At 49.1% G+C, this 26,443-nt stretch carries 22 protein-coding genes; 14 read left to right on the top strand and 8 right to left on the bottom strand.

Features of this window, described 5'->3' with window-relative positions:
• Nucleotides 1–55 precede the first annotated feature (55 nt).
• On the top strand, nucleotides 56–706 hold the full coding sequence (locus EV202_RS11860) for a hypothetical protein (protein ID WP_131927201.1): 651 nt from the start codon (nucleotides 56–58) through the stop codon (nucleotides 704–706).
• Here EV202_RS11860 and EV202_RS11855 read toward each other — a convergent pair.
• Nucleotides 691–966: a hypothetical protein gene (locus EV202_RS11855; RefSeq protein ID WP_131927200.1), complete on the bottom strand. Its 276-nt coding sequence runs from the start codon at nucleotides 964–966 to the stop codon at nucleotides 691–693. The two genes, EV202_RS11860 and EV202_RS11855, sit on opposite strands and share 16 nt — an antisense overlap.
• A 56-nt stretch (nucleotides 967–1,022) precedes the next feature.
• On the opposite strand from EV202_RS11855, the gene EV202_RS11850 reads away from it, so the two are divergent.
• Nucleotides 1,023–1,649 (top strand): HU family DNA-binding protein, encoded by a 627-nt coding sequence (locus EV202_RS11850; protein WP_131927199.1) that lies wholly within the window; start codon nucleotides 1,023–1,025, stop codon nucleotides 1,647–1,649.
• 134 nt (nucleotides 1,650–1,783) lie between these two features.
• Here EV202_RS11850 and mfd read toward each other — a convergent pair whose 3' ends face one another.
• Nucleotides 1,784–5,179 (bottom strand): transcription-repair coupling factor, encoded by a 3,396-nt coding sequence (gene mfd, locus EV202_RS11845; RefSeq protein WP_131927224.1) that lies wholly within the window; start codon nucleotides 5,177–5,179, stop codon nucleotides 1,784–1,786.
• Nucleotides 5,180–5,342: 163 nt separating this feature from the next.
• Here mfd and EV202_RS11840 point away from each other — a divergent pair, with 163 nt between their 5' ends.
• The 7 genes from EV202_RS11840 to EV202_RS11810 all read left to right on the top strand — a co-directional run bounded on the left by EV202_RS11840 (nucleotide 5,343) and on the right by EV202_RS11810 (nucleotide 11,592).
• Nucleotides 5,343–6,116: a polyprenol monophosphomannose synthase gene (locus EV202_RS11840; protein WP_131927198.1), complete on the top strand. Its 774-nt coding sequence runs from the start codon at nucleotides 5,343–5,345 to the stop codon at nucleotides 6,114–6,116.
• Nucleotides 6,113–7,456, top strand: coding sequence for a dihydroorotase (locus EV202_RS11835; RefSeq protein ID WP_131927197.1), 1,344 nt, complete (start codon nucleotides 6,113–6,115; stop codon nucleotides 7,454–7,456). The genes EV202_RS11840 and EV202_RS11835 overlap by 4 nt, the downstream gene beginning before the upstream one ends.
• Nucleotides 7,457–7,471: 15 nt before the next feature.
• Nucleotides 7,472–8,392: a vitamin B12 dependent-methionine synthase activation domain-containing protein gene (locus tag EV202_RS11830; RefSeq protein ID WP_131927196.1), complete on the top strand. Its 921-nt coding sequence runs from the start codon at nucleotides 7,472–7,474 to the stop codon at nucleotides 8,390–8,392.
• Nucleotides 8,393–8,521: 129 nt separating this feature from the next.
• On the top strand, nucleotides 8,522–9,007 hold the full coding sequence (locus tag EV202_RS11825; RefSeq protein WP_106068873.1) for an RNA polymerase sigma factor: 486 nt from the start codon (nucleotides 8,522–8,524) through the stop codon (nucleotides 9,005–9,007).
• Nucleotides 9,008–9,010: 3 nt separating this feature from the next.
• Nucleotides 9,011–9,637, top strand: coding sequence for a hypothetical protein (locus EV202_RS11820; protein WP_131927195.1), 627 nt, complete (start codon nucleotides 9,011–9,013; stop codon nucleotides 9,635–9,637).
• The gene (locus EV202_RS11815; protein ID WP_131927194.1) at nucleotides 9,625–10,797 is read left to right on the top strand and encodes a metallophosphoesterase; all 1,173 of its coding nucleotides are present in this window, start codon (nucleotides 9,625–9,627) and stop codon (nucleotides 10,795–10,797) included. The genes EV202_RS11820 and EV202_RS11815 overlap by 13 nt, the downstream gene beginning before the upstream one ends.
• Nucleotides 10,798–10,836: 39 nt before the next feature.
• A complete protein-coding gene (locus EV202_RS11810) occupies nucleotides 10,837–11,592 on the top strand; it encodes a lysophospholipid acyltransferase family protein (RefSeq protein ID WP_106068876.1) in 756 nt (251 codons plus the stop codon).
• A gap of 42 nt (nucleotides 11,593–11,634) precedes the next feature.
• Here the strand turns inward: EV202_RS11810 and EV202_RS11805 are convergent, their stop codons facing one another.
• Nucleotides 11,635–12,387, bottom strand: coding sequence for a DUF4369 domain-containing protein (locus tag EV202_RS11805; protein WP_106068877.1), 753 nt, complete (start codon nucleotides 12,385–12,387; stop codon nucleotides 11,635–11,637).
• A gap of 188 nt (nucleotides 12,388–12,575) precedes the next feature.
• On the opposite strand from EV202_RS11805, the gene EV202_RS11795 reads away from it, so the two are divergent.
• The 5 genes from EV202_RS11795 (at nucleotide 12,576) to EV202_RS11775 (ending at nucleotide 19,228) form a co-directional block, all read left to right on the top strand.
• Nucleotides 12,576–13,808 carry an anaerobic sulfatase-maturation protein gene (locus EV202_RS11795; RefSeq protein ID WP_106068878.1) on the top strand — a complete coding sequence of 411 codons (1,233 nt, stop codon included), beginning with the start codon at nucleotides 12,576–12,578 and terminating at the stop codon, nucleotides 13,806–13,808.
• 36 nt (nucleotides 13,809–13,844) lie between these two features.
• The gene (locus EV202_RS11790) at nucleotides 13,845–16,010 is read left to right on the top strand and encodes a S46 family peptidase (RefSeq protein WP_131927193.1); all 2,166 of its coding nucleotides are present in this window, start codon (nucleotides 13,845–13,847) and stop codon (nucleotides 16,008–16,010) included.
• Between the two features lie 138 nt (nucleotides 16,011–16,148).
• A complete protein-coding gene (locus EV202_RS11785; protein WP_131927192.1) occupies nucleotides 16,149–18,308 on the top strand; it encodes a S46 family peptidase in 2,160 nt (719 codons plus the stop codon).
• Nucleotides 18,309–18,441: 133 nt separating this feature from the next.
• Nucleotides 18,442–18,738: a thioredoxin gene (gene trxA / locus EV202_RS11780; protein WP_106068881.1), complete on the top strand. Its 297-nt coding sequence runs from the start codon at nucleotides 18,442–18,444 to the stop codon at nucleotides 18,736–18,738.
• 10 nt (nucleotides 18,739–18,748) lie between these two features.
• Nucleotides 18,749–19,228 (top strand): thioredoxin family protein, encoded by a 480-nt coding sequence (locus tag EV202_RS11775; protein ID WP_131927191.1) that lies wholly within the window; start codon nucleotides 18,749–18,751, stop codon nucleotides 19,226–19,228.
• A 537-nt stretch (nucleotides 19,229–19,765) separates the two neighbouring features.
• Here the strand turns inward: EV202_RS11775 and hisB are convergent.
• From hisB to EV202_RS11750, 5 genes are all read right to left on the bottom strand, one after another.
• Nucleotides 19,766–20,911 (bottom strand): bifunctional histidinol-phosphatase/imidazoleglycerol-phosphate dehydratase HisB, encoded by a 1,146-nt coding sequence (hisB, locus tag EV202_RS11770; protein WP_106070473.1) that lies wholly within the window; start codon nucleotides 20,909–20,911, stop codon nucleotides 19,766–19,768.
• 9 nt (nucleotides 20,912–20,920) lie between these two features.
• A complete protein-coding gene (hisC, locus tag EV202_RS11765) occupies nucleotides 20,921–21,973 on the bottom strand; it encodes a histidinol-phosphate transaminase (protein ID WP_106068883.1) in 1,053 nt (350 codons plus the stop codon).
• Nucleotides 21,974–21,995: 22 nt separating this feature from the next.
• On the bottom strand, nucleotides 21,996–23,288 hold the full coding sequence (hisD, locus tag EV202_RS11760) for a histidinol dehydrogenase (protein WP_131927190.1): 1,293 nt from the start codon (nucleotides 23,286–23,288) through the stop codon (nucleotides 21,996–21,998).
• A gap of 68 nt (nucleotides 23,289–23,356) precedes the next feature.
• Nucleotides 23,357–24,208 (bottom strand): ATP phosphoribosyltransferase, encoded by an 852-nt coding sequence (gene hisG, locus EV202_RS11755; protein WP_106068885.1) that lies wholly within the window; start codon nucleotides 24,206–24,208, stop codon nucleotides 23,357–23,359.
• Nucleotides 24,209–24,558: 350 nt separating this feature from the next.
• Nucleotides 24,559–26,346 (bottom strand): alpha-1,3-galactosidase-related protein, encoded by a 1,788-nt coding sequence (locus EV202_RS11750; protein ID WP_131927189.1) that lies wholly within the window; start codon nucleotides 26,344–26,346, stop codon nucleotides 24,559–24,561.
• Nucleotides 26,347–26,443: the final 97 nt, after the last annotated feature.

Raw genomic sequence — 26,443 nt, 5'->3', positions numbered from 1 at the left:
CAGGAGTCATGCACATGCTTAATCCATTTAATCATCCGATAATACCAAGCCGAACATGAAACCACTCATCATCCTGTTATTCTGTCTGCTCGTGCCGAACGGAGCAAAGCTCTACGCACAGGCCACCGAATGCCTTCCGCAGAGATACAGCCTCAGCATCGGCAGCGGCCTGGCACTGCCTGCCGTGGACGGCAACCGCAACGACTTCTTCAGCAAGAACGGCAACCGGCCGGGCTACGGCCTGACGGCGGAAGGACGCTACCACTTCGGCCCCCACCTTGCCGCGGGAGTGCAATACGACTACCTGCGCGCGGCAGCCGGGCAAGACAAGATGCACGTGCACTTCGCCCGTCCCGAACTCGTGCTGCGCCACCTCTGGAGCCGGGGCAATCAGGCGGCCTTCTTCTCGCTGGGCATCGGCTATCTGGACTATCAGGAGCGCACCTATGCCGAAGGCCGGCGCCACGGCCACCTCTACCATAAGGGATATTGCGGCATATCGTTCGCCCTCGGCTGGGAGTTCCGCATCAGCCGGAAAGTGTCGGGCGTGCTGCGTGCCGACGTGCTGACGGCCGACTGGTTCGCCAACCCCGAAGCACGCCTCTTCAACCCCGACAAGGACCATGACGACGGCATAGACCATCGCTGGTTCAAGAGCCACATCACGTTCGTCAACCTCGGCTTCGGGCTTCAGTTCGGCAAGTGAGCGCCACAGGCCGGGGCACGCAAAAGACCAAAATCGACATCCGCAGGAAACCGAAACAGACATCCGCAGGACAAGCAGGCCGACATCCGCAGGACAAGCAGACCGACATCGGGAAGAAAAGTTTCCGACATCGGGAAGAAAAGCTTGCGAGTATGGGAATTTTTTTCTATCTTGCGGCCTGCGATATACAACGCAAGTGCTGCGATATGCATCGCAAGGCGTAAGATGAACTTCTTGTCGGTATGTCGATAACTTCTCATAAGGACGAGGACAAGTTTTCATAAGGCATCAGAATAACTTTTTATCTATAGGAATCATGGCAGAATATCAAATGCAAGAACTGACGCTTCCCAATGAGGACGGGAAGAAGGTGCTCTATCCACGGATGAGGATACAGGGGCAGACTGACCTGAAACGGCTGGCAGAGAGCATGAGCTTCGCCACTACGTTCGCCTCGGCCGAAATAATCGGCGTGATACGGCTGCTGACGAAGACCATGGCTTGGGAGATGGCGCAGGGGCACTCGGTGAAGATTGACGGACTGGGCATCTTCACGCCCTCGCTCGGACTGCGCGAGGGCGTGGAGCGCGAAAGCGGCGAGGCGGAGGGCACGAGGCGCAATGCGGCCAGCATCCGAGTGAAGGACATTAACTTCCGTGCCGACAAAGAACTTGTGGACGAAACGGCTTCGAACTGCACACTGGAGCGTTCGGCACGGAAGTTCCGCCGCTCGTCCGGCCGATACACCCCCGAACAGCGGCTGAAGCTGGCGCAAGACTTCCTGAACCTGCGCCCCACGATGACCGTAGGCGATTATTGCGCATTGACGGGACTGCTGCGCGATGCCGCCGCCCGCGAGTTGAAGCGTTGGGCCGACATGCCCGGCAGCGGCATCGGCTATACAGGTAGGGGGTCGCACAAGATGTACGTAAGGCGTGAATAAGGAGCCGGACTCCCCTTCTTGCCCGTGCCTCCACGAAGGCCGCTTTAGTCTTCGGGTGCGGATTGAGCGGATTACATTCGCCTTTAATCACTGAAGAGCCAATCCGTGTCATCCGTGCCCGAAGAGACACTCTCTCACTCCTCTTCGGCCGGCGTTGCCACAATCTCCTGAAGCACCGAGACTGCCTCTTCCACGCTGCTCACGTCCTTCACCGACATGCTGCGCTTGTTGTTCTGCTCGCGCAAGTCGCAGCGACGGGTATATTTCATCATATAGGCAATCATCTTGCCGAATGCCTGGCTTTGGAAGTACGGGCTATCCGGATTGGATACGAAGAACATCGACATCCTGCCCCCCTTCAGGAACACCTTCTCAACGCCAAGACGTACGGCAAGGCGGCGGAGCGAAACGATGCGCAAGAGTTCTTCCGTTTCGGGAGGAACAGGGCCGAAGCGGTCTTCGAGACGGCTGCGGAAGGCTTCCGCTTCCGTATCGAGCGTCAGCCCGTCCAGTTCGCGATAGAGCAGCATACGTTCGCTGCTGCCCGTAACGTAGTCGGCAGGCAACAACAGTTCGAGGTCGCTCTCCACCTGACACTCGTCCACAAAGCGGTCGCCACTGATGGCGGCGGCTCCGTCCGCTTCCGGCCCGTCGGCATAGAGGTCGGCAAACTCATCGGTCTTCAACTCGTGCACGGCCTCCGAAAGAATCTTCTGGTAAGTCTCATACCCCAAGTCGGCAATGAAACCGCTCTGCTCGGCCCCCAGCATGTTGCCCGCACCACGGATGTCGAGGTCCTGCATGGCGATGTGGATGCCGCTGCCCAGATCGGAGAAGTTCTCGATGGCCTGCAGTCGTCGCTTCGCCTCCGGCGTCAGGGACGACAGAGGAGGCGCCAGCAGGTAGCAGAAAGCCTTCTTGTTGCTTCGCCCCACCCGTCCGCGCATCTGGTGCAAATCGCTCAGGCCGAAGTTCTGCGCCTGATTGATGATGATGGTGTTGGCGTTGGGGATGTCGATGCCGCTCTCTATGATGGTGGTGGCCAGCAACACGTCGTAATCATAGTTGACAAAGTCGAATATAATCTTCTCCAGTTCGGCCGGCTCCATCTGCCCGTGCCCGATGCAGACGCGGCAGTCGGGAATGCGGCGTTCTATCATCGCTTTCAGCTCCGGCAGGTTGGAGATGCGGTTGTTGACAAAGAACACCTGCCCGTTGCGGCTCATCTCGAAGCCGACGGCATCGGCAATGACCTCTTCGTTGAAGGTGTGCACTTCCGTCTGAATGGGATAGCGGTTGGGGGGCGGCGTCTGTATGACGCTCAAGTCTCGTGCCCCCATCAGCGAGAACTGCAAGGTGCGGGGAATGGGTGTGGCGGTCATGGTCAGCGTGTCGACGTTGACCTTCAGTTGCCGCAGCTTCTCTTTGACCGATACGCCGAACTTCTGCTCTTCGTCGATAATCAGCAGTCCGAGGTCTTTGAACCTGACGTCCTTGCCCAAAATGCGGTGAGTGCCGATAAGAATGTTCACCTCTCCCTCGGCCAGCCCCTTGACGATGGTCTTGGTTTGAGCGGCCGTACGGGCACGGCTCAAATATTCCACCCGGCAAGGCAATCCTTTCAGCCGCTCCCTGAAGGTTTGGAAATGCTGATAGGCCAACACGGTGGTGGGAACCAGCACCGCCACCTGCTTGTTGTCGGCCACGGCCTTGAAAGCGGCGCGCACAGCCACCTCCGTCTTTCCGAACCCCACGTCGCCGCACACCAGGCGGTCCATCGGGCGGCCGCTCTCCATGTCGGCCTTCACATCGGCAGTGGCCTTGCTTTGGTCGGGCGTGTCTTCGTATATGAAAGATGCTTCCAGTTCCCTCTGCAGGAAGCTGTCCGGGCTGTAGCAGAAGCCTTTCTCCTCGCGGCGTTGCGAGTAGAGCTTAATCAGGTCGCGGGCAATGTCTTTGATTTTTGTCTTCGTGCGGTCCTTCAGTTTCTCCCAAGCTCCGGTTCCGAGCTTGTTCAGGCGGGGCGATTCCCCCTCCTTGCCCTTGTACTTGGAGACTTTATGCAGGGAATGAATGGAAACGAACACCACATCGTCGTTCTGATAAACCAGCTTTATCACCTCTTGCGTAGTGTCGCCGTTGGGGATGCGCACCAATCCGGCAAAACGCCCCACGCCGTGGTCGGTATGCACCACATAATCGCCCGGAGTAAACTGGTTCAGTTCTTTCAAGGAAAGGGCCACCTTGCCGCTCCGTGCTTTATCGCTCTTCAGGTTGTACTTATGAAAACGGTCGAACAACTGATGGTCGGTGAAAACGCAGAGGCGCAGCACGTTGTCGGCAAACCCCTCGTGCAGCGTGCGCTCCACAGCAGTAAAGGCGATATTGTCTCCCCGGTCATCGAAGATGGCACGGATGCGGTCGGTCTGCTTGCTGCTGTCGCTACATATATATAAGGTATAGCCGTTTTTCAGATACTCCTTGAACGAATCGGCCGCCAAGTCGAAGTTCTTATGAAAGATGGGCTGCGCGGAGGTATCGAAAGTCAGCACGGCATCAGGCGTACCGGTGGGCTTGCTTCCGAACTCCATCCGGCGGAAATCGAGCGCACGCAACGTAAATTCGCCTCCCTCTATCAAACAGCCTTCCGGCGCGACCGTCCCGTCTTCTTCCGCCTCGCGGGCAAAGATGGCTTGCGGAGTAAGCGCCTCGTCATATACGGCCTGTATGCGCTCGCGCAACCAAAGGAAATCGCGCATGGCCAACACGGTATCGGCCGGGAGAAAATCGAGAAACGACACCATGCCGTTGCTACTGCCATGCTCCAGACTACGGCTCAGGTCGGGCACTATCACAATGCTCTGTTTTCTTTCCTTAGAGAGCTGCGTTTCCACCTCGAAGGTGCGGATGCTTTCCACCTCGTCTCCGAAGAAGTCGATACGGAAAGGATATTCTGAAGAAAAAGAAAAGACATCGATGATGCTGCCTCGCACGGCATATTGTCCGGGTTCGTAGACATAGTCCGCATACTCGAAACCATAGCTGCGCAGCACCTCGGTGATGAAGCCCATGTCCACCCGCTCGCCGGCGTTCAGCTTCAAAGTTTTCTCATCCAGTTCCTTGCGCGAAACCACTTTCTCGGCCAAAGCATCCGGATAAGTGACCACGCAAAGCCCCTCTTCCTTCTTCTGCAACCGGCTCAGGACTTCCGTGCGCAGTATCTCGTTCGCCGCGTCTCTCTGTCCGTACTTGATGGCCCGGCGAAAAGACGATGGAAAGAACAAGACTCGCCCCGCACCCAGTATCTGCGTCAGGTCGTGATAGAAATAACCCGCTTCTTCCAAATCGCCCAGAATAAAGACAAACGGAGCCATCCTCCGCTCTACCAATACGGACGAGAAAAGCGAAGCCGCAGAAGCGCACAAGCCTCCGCAATACAGATGTCGGACAGAAGAGTTTTCAAGTAATCTGCTCATCCCCTCTACATTGGGATGGGCTGCATAAAGATGTTGCAGTTCGGTGATAGTCATTGCCATTGGCTTTTATTTTTCTACAAGCGGCACACCTCCGCAGAGCAAGTCCGCCGGGACAAATCCGCCGCAAAATTACATAAATAATCCTTAGAATTACCTGCAAATGACAAAAAAGCATTACATTTGTTCTCGGTTACAACCCCCACACACAGTTTTTAGTATGCAAACATCAGACAGCATTGTTATCATCCCCACCTACAACGAACGGGAGAACATAGAGAACATCATCCGCGCCGTTTTTGCACTGGAACATGGTTTTCACATCCTTGTCATCGAAGACGGTTCGCCTGACGGAACGGCCGCCATCGTCAGGTCGTTGCAGCAAGAATTCCCCGAACGCCTCTTCATGGTAGAACGCAAAGGGAAACTGGGATTGGGCACAGCCTATATAGCCGGCTTCAAATGGGCGTTGCAGCGCAACTATGAATATGTGTTCGAAATGGATGCCGACTTCAGCCACAATCCCCAAGATCTTCCTCGTCTCTATCGGGCTTGCTCCGAAGAAGAAGCCGATGTGGCCATCGGTTCGCGCTACGTCAGCGGAGTCAATGTGGTGAACTGGCCCATGGGACGTGTGCTGATGTCCTACTTCGCCTCCAAGTACGTGCGCCTCATCACGGCCCTGCCCATACACGACACTACCGCCGGCTTTGTGTGCTATCGCAGCCACGTACTCAAGACCATCGACTTAGACAGCATCCGCTTCAAGGGGTATGCCTTCCAGATAGAGATGAAGTTCACCGCCTACAAATGCGGTTTTAAGATAAAAGAAGTGCCCGTCATCTTCATTAACCGTGAGCTGGGTACATCCAAAATGAACAGCAGCATCTTCGGCGAAGCCATCTTCGGTGTCATCCGCCTGAAGTGGAACAGTTTCTTCCACAAGTATCCCACGGGAAAAACGGAAAGAGGAAAGGAGAAAGAGAGAATATGAAAAGAACACTGATACATAACGCCACCATCGTCAACGAAGGACAATCAGTCAGAGGTTCCGTGGTCATAGAGAACGGACGCATAGCAGAGGTACTGACCCACGGGAAACCGCTTTCCGCCCCTTGTGACGAAACGATAGATGCCACAGGATGCTTCCTGCTGCCCGGTATCATCGACGACCATGTACACTTCCGCGACCCGGGACTGACCCACAAAGCGGACATCCTGACCGAAAGCCGTGCGGCTGCTGCGGGAGGCGTCACCTCCATCATGGATATGCCCAATACCAATCCGCCGACCGTCACCCTCGACGCGCTGAATGCCAAGCTCGATCTGCTGAACGAGAAATGCATCGTAAACCATTCCTGCTATTTCGGTGCCACAAACAGCAACTATAAGGACTTCCACAAGCTGGACAAGCATCGCGTTTGCGGCATCAAACTCTTCATGGGTTCCAGCACCGGGAACATGCTGGTGGACAAAATAAACAGCCTGCAAAACATCTTCAACGGAACGGACATGCTGATTGCTGCACACTGCGAAGACCCGGCCATCATCAAAGAGAACACAGCCAAATACAAGGCCATGTATGCCAAAGAGAATGACGTACCCATCGGCAAACACCCCAACATCCGCTCCACAGCGGCATGCTACGCTTCTTCCGGTCTGGCTGTGAAACTGGCCGAACAAGCCGATGCACGGCTGCACATATTGCATGTTTCCACAGCCAAGGAACTCCGGCTATTCAAGAGCATCCCGTTGGCAGAAAAGCATATCACGGCCGAAGCGTGCATCGCCCATCTCTTTTATTCTCTCAGCGACTATCGCACGTTGGGCACCCGCATCAAGTGCAACCCCGCCATCAAGAGGAAAAACGACCGCGATGCACTGCGTGCGGCCGTCAACTCCGGCCTGATAGACGTCATTGCCACCGACCATGCCCCGCACCTGCTTGCAGATAAAGAAGGAGGCGCGCTGAAAGCAGCATCGGGCATGCCCATGATACAGTATTCTCTCGTCAGCATGCTCGAACTGGCAGACGAAGGCATATTCACACTCGAAACCATCGTAGAGAAAATGTGCCATGCCCCCGCCGAAATTTACCGCATCAACGAGCGCGGCTACATCCGCGAAGGCTATCGGGCCGACCTTGTGCTGGTACGCCCCGATGCGCCGTGGAAGGTAACAACCGACAAGATTCTGAGCAAATGCGGTTGGAGTCCGATGGAGGGCCATACCTTCAATTGGAAAGTGGAAAAGACCTTTGCCAACGGACACCTTATTTACAGTGACGGCACCGTGGACGAGTCCTACCGTGGCAAGGAGTTAAGATTCAACTAAAGACAAAGATTGCAAATGAACCAAACAGTACCCGCGCTGTCTCACGGCATACTCTCCTATCGTGTACACGAGACAGCCCCCTACATCAACTGGATTTACTTCTTTCACGCATGGGGGTTTCAGCCACGCTTTGCAGCCATTGCCGACATTCATGGTTGCGATTCCTGCCGCGCCATGTGGCTGGCCTCTTTTCCTGAAGAAGAACGTGCCAAAGCCGCCGAAGCCATGCAGTTGTTCAAGGAAGCAAACAGAGTGCTCGACCAATTAGACGAAAAGATAACCATCCGATGCATCTTCAGGCTCTGCCGTGCCAATGCCGACGGTGACGACCTGCTGATAGACGAAACACGCTTCCCCCTGCTTCGCCAGCAAACACCACACCCCGACGGCAGTCCGTTTCTCTGCCTGAGCGATTTTATTCGTCCCTTATCTTCCGGCATCCCCGACGTCATAGGACTTTTTGCCTCCTCCATCAGTTCGGATACCGAAAAATTCTACAAGGACGACCCCTACAAGCATCTCCTTATACAGACACTGTCGGACCGGCTTGCCGAAGCAGGCACGGAGAAGCTGCACGAATATGTGCGCAAAGAAGCATGGGGATATGCTCCCGATGAATCTTTTTCCATTCCCCAACTGCTGAAGGAGGAGTATCAAGGCATTCGTCCCGCCGTGGGCTATCCTTCACTGCCCGACCAGTCCGTCAACTTCCTGCTGGACGCACTGCTCGACATGAAGCAAATCGGCATCACCCTGACCGAGAACGGGGCCATGCACCCCCATGCCTCTGTTTGCGGCCTGATGATGGCGCATCCCGCTTCCCGCTATTTCGCCGTAGGAAAAATAGGAGAAGACCAACTGGAAGACTATGCCCGCCGACGCGGAATGCCGGTCGAAAAGATGCGGAAGTTCCTTGCGGCTAATCTTCCCAAGTAGAAAACGCATAAAGAGAAGCCAGTGAACGGCCAAAGATACAGTTTTGGGTCATTTTTATGACAGGAGCTGTGATTTATCGCCTTTCCTTACGACTGACAGTATATAAAAATCCGAAAGAAGCCTACAAAAATGGAAAATACAGAACAAGAGTTCGTATCCGTGGTTAAGGAGTATGAGCGTGTCATATATAAAGTGTGCTATTTGTACACCACACCCAATGCCACCCTCAACGACTTGTATCAGGAAGTGGTACTCAACTTGTGGAAGGCCTTTCCTAAATTCCGAAAGGAATGTAAAATCTCTACTTGGATTTATCGCATTGCACTGAATACGTGCATTAGCTTTATCCGAAAAGAAAAGAACATCCCCGAAATAGTCTCCCTCACCTACGAGGCTGACCGAGTGGAGGAAAGTGACGAAACACAAGAAATGCTAAGGCAGCTTTATCGGATGATCAACTGCCTGGGGCAATTGGAGAAATCCATTATTCTGCTTTATTTGGAAGATAAAAGTTATGAGGAAATTGCCGAAATCACCGGACTAACCGTGACAAACGTTGCCACGAAACTCAGTCGAATCAAAGATAAACTAAGAAAAATGAACAAGGAGAACTGATATATGGAATTGGATGAACTGAAAAAATCATGGAATGCACTGGACGAGCAACTACAGAAGAAAACTATTGCCGATAAAAAGCAAATAGAAGAGTTGATTGCCAGCTACAAAGCAAAAACCCAGAAAAGTATGGGACGTCTTGCCATTATACAACGTTTCTCCATAGGTATGGGGGCATTGGCATTGCTCATCATCCTATTAGTATGGCTGTCACTTCCGGCTTTCGGTATCAACGAAAATACTCAAAGCAAAATGACCGTTTTCCTTCTGTTTTTGACAGCCAGCATCCTAACAGGCATGTGGTGGGACTGGAAAACCTATTGTTGGAACAAAGCTACGCACGTCGATAACATGAGTGTTGCCGAGGTCAGCCGCCGCATGACTGTTTTCCGCCGATGGACCCAATATGAGGTGGTGGGTATTTCCGTATGGATTGTACTTTTCAACGCCTTGAATTATTGGATGATGGAGTATCACTTAGAACCTATCGGACGGCAAGTTCTGCTGATTAGTTTTTTTGCCGTAATCAATGTCGCAATAATCTACTTCCTCTATAAAAAGCTAATCTACAAGCATCTGGATGACATCAAAAAGAATATCGAAGAACTGAAAGACATATGCACCGAATAATTCTCATCTTGACCCTTTTCCTCTTCATTCCCGATATCTATATATACGGGATGTATATTGTGAGGAAAACCCGAAAGAGGCTTCTGCGCACTGCTTATTGGCTCCCTACCGCATTGTTGGTTGCAGGCTATGTCTACTTCATGATGTTGACGGGCGACAATGCAATGGCTAATCATACACAGGGCATAGGCAGACTGGCCATTATCACCCTGCTGATTATAGTTCCTAAAACGGTTTTCATGCTCTGCTCCTTGATAGGGGTCTTGGCGCATGCCGTTATCCGTCGCTGCCCCCGCAAGTTGTTTACCGCCATCGGACTGATACTGGCCGTTGTCAGCTTTTTCAATATCCTTTACGGAACACTTGTCGGAACCACACGCTTTGAAACACAAGAAACCGAATACCGCTCCGCCGCTTTGCCCCAAGGCTTCGACGGCTATCGCATCGTACAGATTTCAGATATCCACATCGGAAGCTGGCGAGACAATCCGGAAGCCATCGACCGGCTGACAGATAAAGTCAATGCCTTGAAGCCCGACCTCATCGTCTTCACAGGTGACCTCGTGAATCAACAAAGCCACGAAATAGACGGTTTTCAGGAGACACTATCGAAATTGCATGCATCGGACGGAGTTTTCTCCATCCTCGGAAACCATGATTACGGCGATTACTACCGATGGCCCTCACCCCAAGCTAAGGAACAAGACCTCGCTTACCTCAAAGAGCAGCAAAAGGCTATGGGGTGGAAACTCTTGAACAATGAACATGCCGTACTCCATCACAAAGGCGACAGCATCGCCCTTATCGGTGTGGAGAATGATGGAGAACCTCCCTTCTCTCAACATGCCAACCTATCGCAAGCCTTGAAAGGAACCGATGGAATGTTCCGGATATTGCTCAGCCATAACCCCAGTCACTGGAGGCGCGAAGTGCTGCCGAAGTCGGATATTCCATTGATGCTGGCCGGACATACACATGCCATGCAAAGTATCTTTCTCGGGCACTCGCTTGCCGAGCTGATTTATCCCGAATGGGGTGGCATGTACTACGAAGGCAGTCGCGCATTGTACGTAAATATAGGTATCGGATACGTAGGCCTACCCTTTCGTCTCGGAGCATGGCCCGAAATCACTGTGCTTACATTGCGCAAAAATAAATGATTAGTGTTATCTTTGTAACGATAAAAAAATCCCGCATTTATGAAGATACTCTACACGATTTATCAAGTCTGCTTTGCACTTCCCATCCTCTTGGTTTTGACTATCCTTACGGCGTTGGTCACCATCGTTGGGTCTCTCATTGGAGGGGCACATACGTGGGGCTACTATCCCGGTAAGATATGGTCGCAACTCGTTTGCTACATATTGCTCATTCCGGTAAAGGTACATGGAAGAGAGAAACTTCATAAACATACATCATACGTTTTTGTCCCCAACCATCAGGGAGCTTTCGACATATTCCTCGTCTACGGATTCCTCGGCCGGAACTTCAAATGGATGATGAAGAAAGGACTGCGAAAGATTCCATTTGTGGGAAAAGCCTGTGAAAGCGCAGGACACATCTTTGTAGACCGTTCCAGTCCGAAGAAAGTATTGGCTACCATGCGCCAAGCGGAATCTTCGTTAAAAAACGGAGTATCATTAGTTGTTTTTCCGGAAGGTGCGCGCACTTTCAGCGGACACATGGGCTACTTCAAAAGAGGAGCTTTCCAATTGGCAGATGAGTTACATTTGGAAGTGGTTCCCGTCACTATAGACGGTTCGTTCGAGATTCTTCCCCGCACAGGGAAATGGATACACCGACACCGTATGATACTGACCATCCATCCTCCCATTCCCCCTAAGGGACAAGGCATAGAAAACATTAAAACAACAATGACCGAAGCTTATGCAGCTGTGGAAAGCGCATTGCCAGAGAAGTATAAAGGAATGGTCAGAAATGAAGATCAGGACTGAACATCTAAACAATTCGCCTCAATCTCCCTCATTCTGCTTGTGCTATTTTTGCCCTTCGCCCAAGATTATATTCTGCCGCATGCGGCGTTGCTCTTCGAGCAACTGCATATTCTCTTTGGCTCTTGTCAGAAAATCCTTAATTTGCTTGTTTTCTTTAAAAGACAGGGGAGCGGTTTTCATTATTTCTTCTATTTGCGGAGTCATTACCGGATAAGGCATCGTACTGCACATCATCATAAAGACACTCGGCCCCAGTACATTCTCAAAGTTATCGGTAATAAACTGTTTGACGTAGTCGTTCATCTCCTTTATCAATGTTGCACTTTCTTTCGAAAGTTCTTGACGCACATTCTCCAAGTCGGCGCCATCCAACACCATACGTGCTTCTTTCCGTTCCAATTCTTCAATTTTCACTTCCAGCGCATTGCGTTTATCTATAAATTCGTATAGTTTGTCGTTCAAGGGAGTTCCTTTGGCAAGCAGTTGAGAATTGGAGATGGAAACCTCTATCTTTCCATCTTCCAGCACCAGAGGCATTATGCCTTCATTTCCCATATACAGTGTCACCATCATGACAGAATCGGCCGGCCCGTTCATCTTAAAAAGGCCATGAATAACCTCTGCCGAATCAACAGATACCCATTGTCCGTCCTGAAGCATTTTAAGGAATAACATTTTTCCGTCAAGGCCGATTACCGAAGAGTTACCCTCTATCTTATACTTGCGGCTGCAAGAGACAAAGAGAATGAGCAAGAGCAAAAAAGGCAAAATGCGATTCACACTTATTCTAATCATGCGCGAGACTATTTTTGAAATTACACCTGACAAAGGTATTAATATTCCTTATAAACCAAATAGAAAGAAAGGATTTTTCATTCGGTTTACGTATTTTTGCACAATTACAAAGCATAAGAGGCTTGTTGAATTTTGCACAGAGCAACAAGCTGAATTAAAACAAGAACCCTTAACAGAAAGAACTACACATGTCGACCTACGCTCCTTTTGCCAAACCGCTCTATGTTATGTTGAAACCCGTAGGTGCGGTATGCAATCTGGCATGCGAATATTGCTACTATCTGGAAAAGTCCAAACTATACAAAGAGAATCCCAAGCACGTGATGAGCGAAGAACTTCTGGAAAAGTTCATCGAGGAGTATATCCATTCGCAAACCATGCCTCAGGTTTTGTTTACTTGGCATGGCGGAGAAACATTGATGCGTCCGCTGTCGTTCTATAAAAGGGCGATGGAACTGCAAAAAAAATATGCCGACGGAAGAACGATAGACAATTGCATTCAGACCAACGGTACGCTGCTGACCGACGAATGGTGTGAATTCTTCAAAGAAAACAATTGGCTGGTGGGCATCTCTATCGACGGACCGCAGGAGTTTCATGATGAATACCGGAAGAACAAACAAGGCAAACCGTCGTTCGTAAAAGTGATGCAAGGCATCAACCTGCTGAAAAAGCACGGCGTGGAATGGAACGGAATGGCGGTGGTGAATGACTTCAACGCCGATTACCCATTGGAGTTTTACCGCTTCTTCAAAGAAATCGGATGCCGGTACATCCAGTTTGCGCCCATCGTAGAACGTATCGCTCCTCATCAAGACGGACGGCATCTTGCTTCCTTGAACGACAAAGAAAAAAGTACGGAATTGGCCGACTTCTCCGTCAGCCCGGAACAGTGGGGCCACTTTCTCTGCACACTGTTCGACGAATGGGTACGGCAGGATGTGGGCACTTATTACATCCAGCTGTTCGACTCCACTCTCGCCAATTGGATGGGCGAACAACCGGGTGTCTGCACCATGGCAAAGACTTGCGGCCATGCAGGAGTCATGGAATTCAACGGCGACGTATATGCTTGCGACCATTTCGTTTTCCCCGAATATAAGTTGGGCAATATCCATCAAAAGACTTTAGTGGAGATGATGTACGGCGAAAAGCAGCAAGCCTTCGGCCTGATGAAACAGCAATCGCTACCCTCCCAATGCCGCGAATGCGAATGGCTGTTCGCCTGCAACGGCGAATGTCCTAAAAACCGTTTCGCATATACATCCGACGGCGAGCCGGGACTCAATTATCTTTGCGCCGGTTATCATGAGTTCTTCGGTCATGCAGCTCCCTATATGGACTTCATGAAAAACGAGCTGATGAACCGACGCCCGCCTGCCAACGTCATGGAAGCAATAAAAGAAGGAAAGTTGAAATAAAGATAAAAGCATAAACCATTAAACAAAAAAAACAATATGAAAGTAACAGTAAAGAAATGTTTGCTTGCAGCCGTCGCTGCATGGACGGTCTGCTCGGCACGCGCAGACGAAGGAATGTGGTTGCTGCAACTGATAAAACAGCAGAACTCCATCGAAATGATGAAGAAACAAGGGTTGAAATTAGAGGCCGACGACTTGTACAATCCGAACGGCGTATCTCTGAAAGATGCCGTAGGCATTTTCGGCGGTGGCTGTACCGGTGAGATTATCTCGCCCGAAGGATTGATTCTGACCAACCATCACTGCGGCTACGGTGCCATTCAGCAGCACAGTTCTGTGGAGCACGATTACCTGACGGATGGCTTTTGGGCCAAAAACCGCAACGAAGAGTTGCCCACTCCGGGATTGAAGTTCCGTTTTGTGCATCGCATTGTCGATATCACCGACTTGGTGAACGAAAAAGTGAAAGCCGGAGAGGTGGACGAAGTAAATGCCATGACACGCCCTTTCCTCAACAAGCTGGCAAAGGAAGAGCTGGAAAAGAGCGACCTCAACGCCAAGCCGGGCATTGTGGCTCAAGCCTTGCCTTTCTATGCGGGGAATAAATACTATCTGATTTACTACAAAGTGTACAGCGACGTCCGCATGGTTGCCGCTCCTCCCTCGTCGGTAGGGAAGTTCGGCGGTGAAACGGACAACTGGATGTGGCCCCGCCATACGGGAGACTTCTCCATGTTCCGCATCTATGCCGATGTCAACGGCGAACCTGCCGAATACAGCGCAAGCAACGTACCTCTGAAAACGCCTAAATTCCTGCCCGTCTCCATCAAGGGACTGCAAGAAGGAGACTATGCCATGATTATGGGCTTTCCCGGCAGCACCAGACGCTACCTGACCCGGAGCGAGGTGAAACAGCGCATGGAAGCTGTCAACCAAGCCATGATAGATATGCGCGGCGTTCGTTTGGAGGTATTGCGCAAGTTCATGAATGCCAGCGACAAGACACGCATCCAGTATGCCAGCAAATTTGCGGGAAGCAGCAACTACTGGAAGAATTCCATCGGCATGAACAAAGCCATCATAGATAACGACGTGCTAAACACCAAAGCCGAAATAGAGAAGCGATATGCCGAATTTGCCAAAGGAAAGCCTGAATATGAGGGCGTGGTAGAGCAGATAGACGCCATCATAGAAAAGGGTACCCCCACCTTGCGACAGCTCTATTACACCAACGAAGCACTGCGCGGAGCTATTGAATTCGGAAGTACATACCTGATTATGGACAACATCAAGAAAGCGCTCGAAGAGAAAAACGACTCGCTGCTACAAGCATCCAAGAAACAGTTGGAAGAAGCTTATGACGGCATACACAACAAAGATTATGACCACGAAGTGGACCGTGCCGTAGCAAAAGCCATCCTGCCCGCCTTGGCCAAAGCTTTGAACGCAGATGAATTGCCCGATTTCTACAACACCATCCGCAACGAATTCAAGGACGATTACGATGCCTATGTGGACAATCTGTATGACAACTCCATCCTCTCAAACCGCAGCAACCTCGACAAGTTCTTGAAGAAGCCTACTGTGAAAGCGATAGAACGCGACCCGGCAACAGCCTACTCGCGCTCCAAGAACCTCAAAATACAGGAACTGGGCAAGGTACACGGCGAGCAGAGCAATGGACTTGACCTGCTGCACAAAGCTTACATCCGTGGTTTGGGAGAGATGAAGCAACCCGTGCCATCCTATCCGGACGCCAACTTCACCATCCGCCTGACCTATGGCAATGTGAAGGCCTACAGCCCGAAAGATGCCGTACGCTACAATTATTATACGACCACCGACGGCATTCTTGAAAAAGAAAATCCTGAAAACCGCGAGTTCACGGTTCCTGCCAAACTGAAAGAGCTGATTCAAAAGAAAGACTTCGGCCGCTATGCCATGAAAGGCGGTACGATGCCGGTTTGCTTCCTCACCACGAACGATATTACCGGCGGTAACTCCGGAAGTCCTGTCATCAATGCCGAAGGCCATCTCATCGGTACCGCCTTCGACGGCAACTGGGAGTCATTGAGCGGAGATATCAACTTCGACAACAACCTGCAACGTTGCATCAATCTGGACATCCGCTACGTACTCTTCATCCTTGAGAAGTTGGGCAACTGCGAACATTTGATAAAAGAAATGAACATAATCGAGTAATTTTTCTCTCTTGGGGAATGACTCGCCGACTGAACCACAATCAGTCAGGGACTGAAACCATTTCACTCGGCGACTGAAATGGTTTCAGTCACCGAGTGATTCCACCCCCTCTCAGAACACCTTCTAACGCAGATTATCATGAAGAAGACATTATTATCACTTTTCTTTACATCAGCACTGTTCATGGCACGAGCCGATGAAGGCATGTGGATGCTGACCGACCTCAAGAAACAAAACGAGGTTGCCATGACGGAATTAGGGTTATTGATACCGACAGACCAAATCTATAATCCCACAGGCATTGCCCTGAAAGACGCCGTAGTGCACTTCGGAGGCGGATGTACCGGCGAAGTCATTTCAGCCGAAGGGCTGGTACTGACCAACCACCATTGCGGATACGGAGCCATTCAGCAACACAGCAGTGTGGAGCACGACTACCTGACGAACGGTTTCTGGGCCATGTCGCGCAAAGAGGAGCTTCCATGCAAGGGGCTTACAATTACATACATCGACGAGATTCTGGACGTGACGGACTACGTGAACCAACAGTTGAAGACAGATGCAGACCCTAACGGAACCAACTATCTATCGCCCAAATACCTCAATATGGTGGCCGACCGCTTTGCCAAAGCCGAAGGCATTGTCCTGACTCCGGGACGAAAACTGGAACTGAAAGCGTTTTACGGTGGAAACAGATACTACCTGTTCGTGAAGACAACTTACAGCGACATACGCATGGTAGGCGCTCCTCCCTCCTCCATCGGCAAGTTCGGCGCAGATACCGATAACTGGATGTGGCCCCGCCACACCGGCGATTTCTCCATCTTCCGCATCTATGCCGACAAAGACGGGAAACCGGCGGCATACAGCAAGGACAATGTTCCGTTGAAAGTGAAGAAGCACCTCACCATCAGCCTCGACGGTTATCGTGAAGGAGAATTCACCTTCATCATGGGCTTCCCCGGCCGCAACTGGCGCTATATGATTTCCGACGAAGTGGAAGAACGCATGCAAACCACCAATTTCATGCGTCACCATGTGCGCGACGTCCGCCAGAAAGCCCTTATGGAACAAATGGTGCAGAACGATGCCATACGCATACACTACGCCAGCAAGTATGCCTCTTCGGCCAACTATTGGAAAAATGCCATCGGTATGAACGAAGGACTTGTCCGGCTGAAAGTTCTCGACACCAAACGAGCGCAACAGGAGCAACTACTTGCCTACGGACGTTCAAAAGGCGATGACTCTTACCGGAAAGCCTTTGAACAGATACGCGACATCGTGCAGCACCGCCGCACGGCCCTCTATCATCAGCAAGCCATTCAGGAAGCCTTGATAACGGGGCTGGACTTCATGCGCATCCCCGGCACCGCGGCGCTGGTTGCAGCTTTGAAGAGTAAGGACAAAGCACGAATCAAGGCGGCGGCAGACAGCCTGCAAACCGCAGCCGACAAATATTTTGCCTCCGTCCCCTTCCCCGAAGTGGAACGCGCGGTAGGCAAAAAGATGTTGCAGACGTACATGCAGTATATTCCGGCAGAGCAACGCATCGGCATCTTCAAGATAATAGATAAACGCTTCAAAGGAAACAGTGACGCATTCATCGACGCTTGCTTCGACCATTCCATTTTCGGGAGCAAAGAGAACTTCGCCAAGTTTATACGGAAACCCGGTCTGTACAAAATCAGTTACGACTGGATGATTCTGTTCAAGTACTCCATTACCGACGGCCTGTTGCAGACAGCCGTCGCCATGAAGGATGCCAACACGAACTACGATGCCGCCCATAAAGTCTGGGTAAAAGGAATGATGGACATGAAACTTGCCGACGGGAAGCCGATCTATCCGGACGCCAACTCCACCTTACGCCTGACCTACGGCCGGGTACTACCCTACTCGCCCGCCGACGGCGTGGAATATGGCTACTACACCACTTTGAAAGGCGTCATGGAGAAGGAAGACCCGAATAACCGTGAGTTCGTGGTTCCCGCCAAGCTGAAACAGTTGTATCAGGCCAAAGACTTCGGCCGCTATGCTCTTCCCGACGGAAAGATGCCCGTCTGCTTCATCGTCAATACGGACAACACCGGCGGTAACTCCGGAAGTCCCGTATTCAATGCCAAAGGAGAATTGATTGGTACGGGCTTCGACCGCAACTACGAAGGGCTGACGGGCGACATCGCCTTCCGTCCCTCGTCGCAGCGCGCGGCATGCGTGGACATCCGATACACGCTGTTCATCATCGATAAATTTGCAGGAGCTTCGCACCTCATCAAGGAACTAACCATAAAATAATAAGGCTGATGCTTGTACTTTTCTCCTTGCGACACAACAAAAGGAGGGTACAAGCATCAACTCTTTGAACAAAGCATTTGTTTCTTTTGTTATACGATGAAACAATAAACATTATAACAGAAAGGAATAATTTATGGAAAAGTTTAAAGAAGTGATACAATCAGAGAAGCCGGTTTTAGTTGATTTCTTCGCAACTTGGTGCGGACCCTGCAAAGCAATGCATCCGGTATTGGAAGAGCTTAAAAGCGAAATTGGTGAAGCCGCCCGCATTGTAAAAATAGATGTAGACCAGCAAGAAGAGCTTGCAGCCAACTACCGCATACAAGCCGTACCGACATTTATCTTATTCAAAAAAGGAGAAGCCGTATGGCGTCACTCAGGCGTAGTCAGCGGCAAGGAATTGAAAGCCGTCATTGAACAAAACTCATAATCAAGAAGCAATGAAGAAAACTATAACAATGGCCGCCCTGCTCTTTTCGAGCGTACTGACCTTTGCTTGTACAGACAGGGCCAAACAACCCGAGCAGACAAAGACGGGAATTACCGCTCAAAAGGAAGGAAGCGTAATCGTTATGACCAAAGAGATGTTCATCAAAGAAGTCTTCGATTATGAGAAATCCTCGGATTGGAAATACAAAGGAACCAAACCCGCTATCATCGACCTGTATGCCGACTGGTGTGGACCATGCCGCATGACGGCTCCCATCATGAAGGATTTGGCCAAGGAATATGCCGATAAGATAGTCATTTACAAGGTCAATGTGGACAAAGAGAAAGAACTGGCAGGCCTATTCAACGCCACAAGTATCCCTCTCTTTGTATTCATCCCCATGAACGGAACACCTCAATTCTTTCGCGGTGCAGCCGACAAGGCAACCTATAAAAAGGTAATCGACGATTTTCTGCTGAAGACGGAATAGTCGTACAAGAGACTATGTATTGAACACGGAAACACGGAGTCTTGTGACAATCCCCATGTGATGGCATTCTCTGTGTTTCTGTGTTTTTGTTATCCGAAGAAGCTTTAATGCCTGCCCTACCCGATAGTTTACAGTTTGGGAGAGACATTCAATCTGAAAGCAATCTCTTTATGGGTGATTTTTTGCTTCTATTGTAGATAGAGATATCTATTGAATTTTAAAGAGATACTGTCCTATTCGCACATGGAGCAGTATCTCTTTTATTGTATTACCCAATGTCCGGAAATAATGAGAATATTGAGCCTGTTGGGCCGTTTATATTCCCTCCCGGTTTACTTTCCCTTAAATGTGGGATGAGGTTTCCTGAAGTGTCAGGTTAACTCCCTTAAAGTGCGGGAATGTCTCTTCCAAAGTGTGGGCTTACAGCCAATAAAGTGTGGACTTATAGTTCATTAAGTGTGGGCTTACGGCCCATTAAGTGCGGGCTTATGTTTACGCAAGCAATGGCAGATTTTATTGAACGTTTAGACTATCTTTTTATAACACTCCTTTAGAACTGGGTAACTCAAAATGATAAATGTCCCTTTTCACTGCCATTTTCAGTGCACGAGCCAGCGCCTTGAAGATTCCTTCTATTTTATGATGCTCGTTTTGCCCTTCGGCTTTAATGTTAAGGTTCATTTTAGCTGCATCGCTTAGCGATTTAAAGAAATGCAGGAACATCTCTGTGGGCATCTCCCCTATCTTCTCGCGTTTGAATTCTGCATCCCACACAAGCCATGGACGTCCGCCGAAATCAAGGCAAACCTGACAAAGAGAGTCATCCATGGGAAGAGCATAACCGTAACGTTCGATTCCTCGTTTACTGCCTAAAGCCTGATAAATACACTCGCCTAAAGCAAGAGCCGTGTCTTCTATGGTATGATGTTCATCCACTTCCAAATCACCTTTCACGCGAATTGTCAAATCGATGCTGCCATGCTTGCCTATTTGTTCTAACATATGATCGAAAAATCCCAGTCCGGTAGCGATATCGCAATGTCCGTTTCCATCCAGATCTAAAGCCACGTGGATATCTGTTTCTTTGGTGGTGCGCCGCACTTCTGCTTTGCGTTCGCCGGCGAAAAGGAACTCCGTTACTTTATCCCAATCTTTGGTGATAAGGGCGCAATAAGCTTCGAGGCCTTCGCATGCAGTAGCACCTCTCTCGGGATTCAACAAAGTAGCGTCGTCTTGCAGGAAGATGGCACGACATCCCAGATTCTTTGCCAATTCCACGTCAGTAGGACGGTCGCCGATGACAAAACTGTGTGCTAAATCATATTCTCTGTCATCCAGATACTTAATGAGCATACCAGTACGTGGCTTGCGGGTCGGAGCATTGTCTTCGGGCATACTGCGGTCTATGCAAACATCATCAAACGTAATACCCTCTCCCCTCAGCGTCTTCATCATCAAATTATGTGCCGGCCAAAAGGTTTCTTCCGGAAAGGAAGAGGTTCCCAGCCCATCTTGATTGGTCACCATTACAAACTCAAAATCCAAGTTGTTGCGTATAAAACCCAAATTACGCATGACCTTCGGATAGAACTCCAACTTTTCCAAAGAATCCAACTGATAATCAACTGGAGGTTCAATCACCAAAGTGCCGTCACGGTCTATAAAAAGTACCTTTTTCATCATCATTCTCTTCTATATGTGTTTATCGATTGGGTATTTCTTCAATGCTTCAATCAGTTTCTCATTTTCTATGTGTGTCCCTACCGTTACGCGCAGACAATTTCCGCAGAGTGAGACAAAATGGCGATTGCGTACAATGATGCCCTCGCTGACCAAATAACTGTATATGTTCACGGCATCCGTCATGCGGGCCAAAAAGAAATTAGCATTGGAGGGAAAGAGGTGTACCGTACAAGGCAATTTAGCAAACTCTTTTTCCATATTTTCCCGCTCTTCTTTCAAAGTCTTAACCCAATGCTCTATTTCATAGTAACGGTGTAGTGTTTCTACGGCTTGCTTTTGTGTCAGCAAGTTCACATTATATGGATATTTTATTTTGCTGAGAATGCCGATAATATCCGGCGAAGCAAATGCCATACCCAAACGAATGGCAGCACATCCCCATGCTTTGGAGAAGGTCTGAAGAATAATAAGGTTGGGGTATTTATCCAATTCTTCAAGGAAAGAAGGTGCTTCGGAGAAATCGTTATAAGCTTCGTCCAGTATCACTAATCCGTCGAACTCCCGAAGCAGCTTTTCTATTTCACTGCGAAGCAAGTCGTTTCCGGTCGGATTGTTGGGAGAACAAAGAAAAATCAGCTTGGTATGTGCATCGGATGCTGCCAAAAGTTTGTCTGTCGAGAACTGGAATTCTTCATCAAGTAAAACTTTGCGATATTCCACGTCATTGACCTCGGCACAAACTTGGTACATCCCATAGGTGGGGTCTATGGCCACCACATTGTCTATGCGAGGCTCGCAAAAAGCACGGAACACCAAATCTATTGCTTCGTCGCTGCCGTTGCCGAGAAAGATGCGGTCGGGACTGATCTTTTTTATACGCGAAAGTTCTTTCTTCAGTTCCCACTGCATTGGGTCCGGATAACGGTTGTGAGGTGTGTTATAAGGATTTTCATTTGCATCAAGAAAGACGGATGCTGTTGCGCCTTTATATTCATCGCGTGCCGAAGAGTAAGGCTTCAGTTGCCAAATGTTCGGACGGCTTAACTCTTGTAATGGTTTCATGATTATATGGACGATTAAACGATTATTTTTTGCTATCCATGTTATTCAGTCTCACGGTGACGGCATTTTTATGTGCTGCCAGATTTTCATGGGTTGCCATCACTTCAATGGCAGGACCGATGGAACGAATGCCTTCGAGCTTCATCTCTTGGAAAGTAATCTTACGGATAAAGCTGTCGAGACTGACGCCGCTATATGCCTTGGCATAGCCATTTGTAGGTAGGGTGTGGTTAGTTCCCGAAGCATAATCTCCGGCACTTTCCGGGGTGAGTGAACCTAAGAATACGGAACCGGCATTTATTATACGGTCGGCCACGGACATATAATCTGAAGTCTCTATAATAAGATGTTCGGGCGCATAAGCATTGGTCAGTTCAATTGCCTTCTCCATGCTATCTACCAGAATCAGCTTGCTGTTGGCAAGAGATTTTTTTGCAATCTCTTTGCGAGGCAATAAGGCCAACTGACGTTCTACTTCGGTTTGTACTGCTTGTTGCAACTTTGCAGATGTAGTGACCAGCATGGCCTGGCTGTCTGCCCCATGTTCCGCCTGGCTTAATAAATCGGCAGCGACAAAGACCGGATTGGCTGTTTCGTCGGCCAAGACCTCCACTTCAGAGGGACCGGCAGGCATATCAATGGCCACGTCACTCAGGCTGACCAGTTGTTTGGCAGCCGTGACATATTGATTGCCTGGGCCGAAAATCTTATATACCTTAGGTACGCTTTCCGTGCCATAAGCCATTGCGGCGATGGCTTGTATACCACCGATTTTGAAAATACGATTCACGCCTGCCACTTTTGCAGCAAACAGTACGGCCGGGTGTACTTTTCCATCTTTTCCCGGAGGTGTGCATAGCACAATTTCCTTACATCCGGCAATCTTGGCAGGGACAGCCAGCATCAATACAGTAGAAAATAAAGGGGCTGTTCCTCCCGGAATATATAATCCAACTTTCTCAATGGCAACGGCCTTCTGCCAGCAAGTTACACCCGGTTGTGTCTGCACTTGCTTACCTTCAAACCGTTGTGCGGCATGAAAAGTCTCGATATTCTGTTTAGCCAGATAAATGGCAGCTTTTAAATCTTCGCCTATCAGTCCATCGGCTTCTTCTATTTCTTCTTCCAGTACGGGCAATGATGGTAATGACACTCCGTCAAACTTCTTTTCATATTCCAAGACAGCTTGATCACCTGCTGCTTTCACACGTTCGATGACACTTCTTACCGTATCAAACAGATTCTCGGTATTCATCATTGGACGTTTCAGAATTTCAGCCCATTGCGGTTTATCCGGATTTGATATTAATATCATAGTATATTATTTTAGTTATAAGTTGAAAAAAGAAAACTTACTTTCATCCATTTACCAAAACCTGCTTGCTAAACGATCATTTTTTCAATCGGCAAAACCAAGATACCTTCCGCTCCCAACGCTTTCAGTTTCCCAATGATTTCCCAAAAGCATCTTTCATCAAGTACCGTGTGTACAGAGCACCATCCTTCCTGTGCCAACGGCATTACAGTGGGACTCTTCATGCCCGGAAGCACGGCAACAATCTCTTCCAGTCTCGTTTTCGGAGCATTCATCAACACATACTTCTTGTCTTCGGCCGTTCTCACGGCATCCATACGAAACAGCAATTCCTTTAATATCTCCGATTTTTCCTCACTCATATTCTTGCAGCCAATCAGCAGGGCTTCCGACTTCATCACCACCTCTACTTCTTTCAACCGGTTACTCACCAAAGTTGAACCGGAACTTACAATATCAAAAATCGCGTCTGCCAAACCGATGCCCGGAGCAACCTCTACCGAACCCGTAATGACATGTATCTCGGCGCCAACCCCTTGCTCTTCCAAATATGTGGAGAGAATCCCAGGATAAGAAGTCGCTATTTTTTTCCCTTCAAACCATTCTATGCCCGGATATTCAATATCTTTCGGCATTGCCAGAGATAAACGGCATTTACTGAACCCCAAGCGCTTGATAATTTCGGCGCTCTCTTTCTTTTCAACAAATTCATTTTCGCCTACAATACCGATATCAGCTACTCCGGTGGCTACCGATTGCGGAATATCATCGTCTCTTAGAAATAAAACTTCAAGAGGAAAATTAGACGATTGCACCAACAGCGAGCGTTTCATGGCACTCAACTTAATGTCCGACTCTTCCAAGAAGGTCATTGTCTCGTCATAGAGGCGGCCTTTGGCCTGTACTGCGATTCTTAGCATGATTATTCTTTCTATTTTATGATTTATAATTCACTTATCGGGTCAATCCTAAAGAAACGGTTGTTCATATTCCTTTCCGATTACTCCTTTTAGACGTGTTAAAAGCAAAAACGAGACTTACCAAATAGTCGGTAAGCCTCGTTTTTTTGCTTTTTATTATACACAACACTCATACGCCCACCGAGTTATTCGCCAGGATGATGATGGTGATGATGTGCAAGAATAATATTCATTGTTTCATTATTTAATGCGACAAAAATAAACCTTCTATTTGAAAACACAAAATATTTGTCACATAAATTGCGGGAAATTCTTCCATACTATTAACAGCTGCGCAGCGCTTTCCAAACTTATTCGGAAATCGACACATTGGTCACTCGTTCCTGTTTAAAACAGTTCCGGTTAGGGTGAAAAGGTTTATAATCCGTATTTCGCTTTATCGTATTGTTGCGGAAGACCAATCCATTTACAGATTTGGCATAGAGAATTGGCATATCAAAACTGTCAAATTCATTGCTTTCAATAACAATGCTTTCCTTTTCTCCACCATGAAAATATTTCTGTTGCTTTTCCAAATCAGGTATCTCCGGATAAATGGAGATTACGGCTTCGGTAAATTGGTAAAGGCTGGTCAACGCATTGATGAAGCGGTTTTTACAAATAAGAACTTGACGGCAAGCACCGGTCTCGAACCAACCGTTGCAGTCGCCGCATAGCAAAATAGCGGTACCGGAGGTATGGTCAAACAAGTTGTTTTCAACGACAGTCTTTTTCGGAGTGCTGAACAAGGCTCCGCGTGCCCGATTGTTGCGTACAACATTTCTGGCAAACAGAACTTCCGGAGACCAAGTCAGATTTTCAATGCCGAATCCTTCTACCTCGCTGATGCAGGTATCCACAGGAGATTCGAAGGTTATAAGAAATTCGCGCGCACCATCCACAGTCTCTTTGTCATAAGATTGTATAGAGGCTATCCGGTTTTGCTTATTCGTCAGTTCCATCGTAATTGAGCGGACAAATTGCACTTCGTCACCCGGCCGTCCCCACTCCAATCCCCATGTCTGCCCATGCATGTAACGTCCTATCAATGTGTGGTCGTTCACACGTCTTACCACTTTTAGATAAGTGCCGTGCACATTGATGGCATCGTCCATCATGCCTTCGTATAAACCATTGCAAGAGATTATTTTTCCTTTACATCCGGAGAAGTGGGTGGCATCGGCCTGAGTAGTGAAATAACGAGGGTCATCGTCGCTCTTCAGACAAACACAGAACTTTTCAAGTGTAATGTTTTCACAAAGCTGTGCCAACAGCCCCATACCTTCGGCATAGTGTACTTTCACGTTTTCCAAGACAGTATTGACATTATGCGAGAGGAATATTCCCGGCGTAGGGCGTCCCCACCCGCGCATCACAAAGCGTGTTCCGGGTTGCAGGCAAGCATCTTTCCAGTTCGGAGCGCAGACTCTTCCGGGGGAAACTTCATATACTCCTTTAGGAGGACAACCGCGATCGCCTGAATTATAAACGAGATGTTTGGTTTTTTCCTCAAATGCTATTCCCCATGCCGGTCGTATGCTCCACGATGAGCCATAGACCTCGAACAGGCTGTCTTTAGTAATGCGATAGTTCACCCACGTCGCCGGTTCGAATGTGATGCCGTTTTCAGGATTATTCTCCACAATCGTGACTTGCGCAATGTGCGGATTATCAAAATCTATACTGAAGTTTTTGAGTGTGCAGTTGACAGAATAAAGCAAAGATATAGGAAGCATGCGTCCATGAAAGATGAATGCCGCCCCTGCCCCGTCCAATGTCAGTTTTTTCATATCCTCCAATGCTATACCCACCTTCTTGGGTTGCTCCTGATCATGATTGGAGATATAATACTCCCGTACGGCAGAACCCTTTTCATAAAAATCATAACGTCCCTTGCCAAACCGAATAACAATACTATCACCCTCCTTACATTCTGTTTTTATTTTCCGCAGCATCTTTTCTACCAAAGGAGATGCGTTCTTTTTACTGTCGGGAAGTAAACCGTACTTGGAGGCTTCGTATACTTTGATATCTTGGGGCTTGACTTGCGATGTCAAGCAAAACAGAAGCATACTGACAATTAAGATTGTTTTTTTCATAATGAAGTGATTTAAACTTTTCTTTTTCTCAAATATTTCCTTAGCAGAATTACCATAAATGCAATATAGTTCCATGATTCGCAATTCCTAACCGTTG

The organism is Prevotella heparinolytica (assembly GCF_004342845.1).
GTDB lineage: Bacteria > Bacteroidota > Bacteroidia > Bacteroidales > Bacteroidaceae > Bacteroides > Bacteroides heparinolyticus.
The sequence above is the reverse complement of the archived record's forward strand: the minus strand, read 5'-3'. Positions and strand labels throughout refer to the sequence as shown.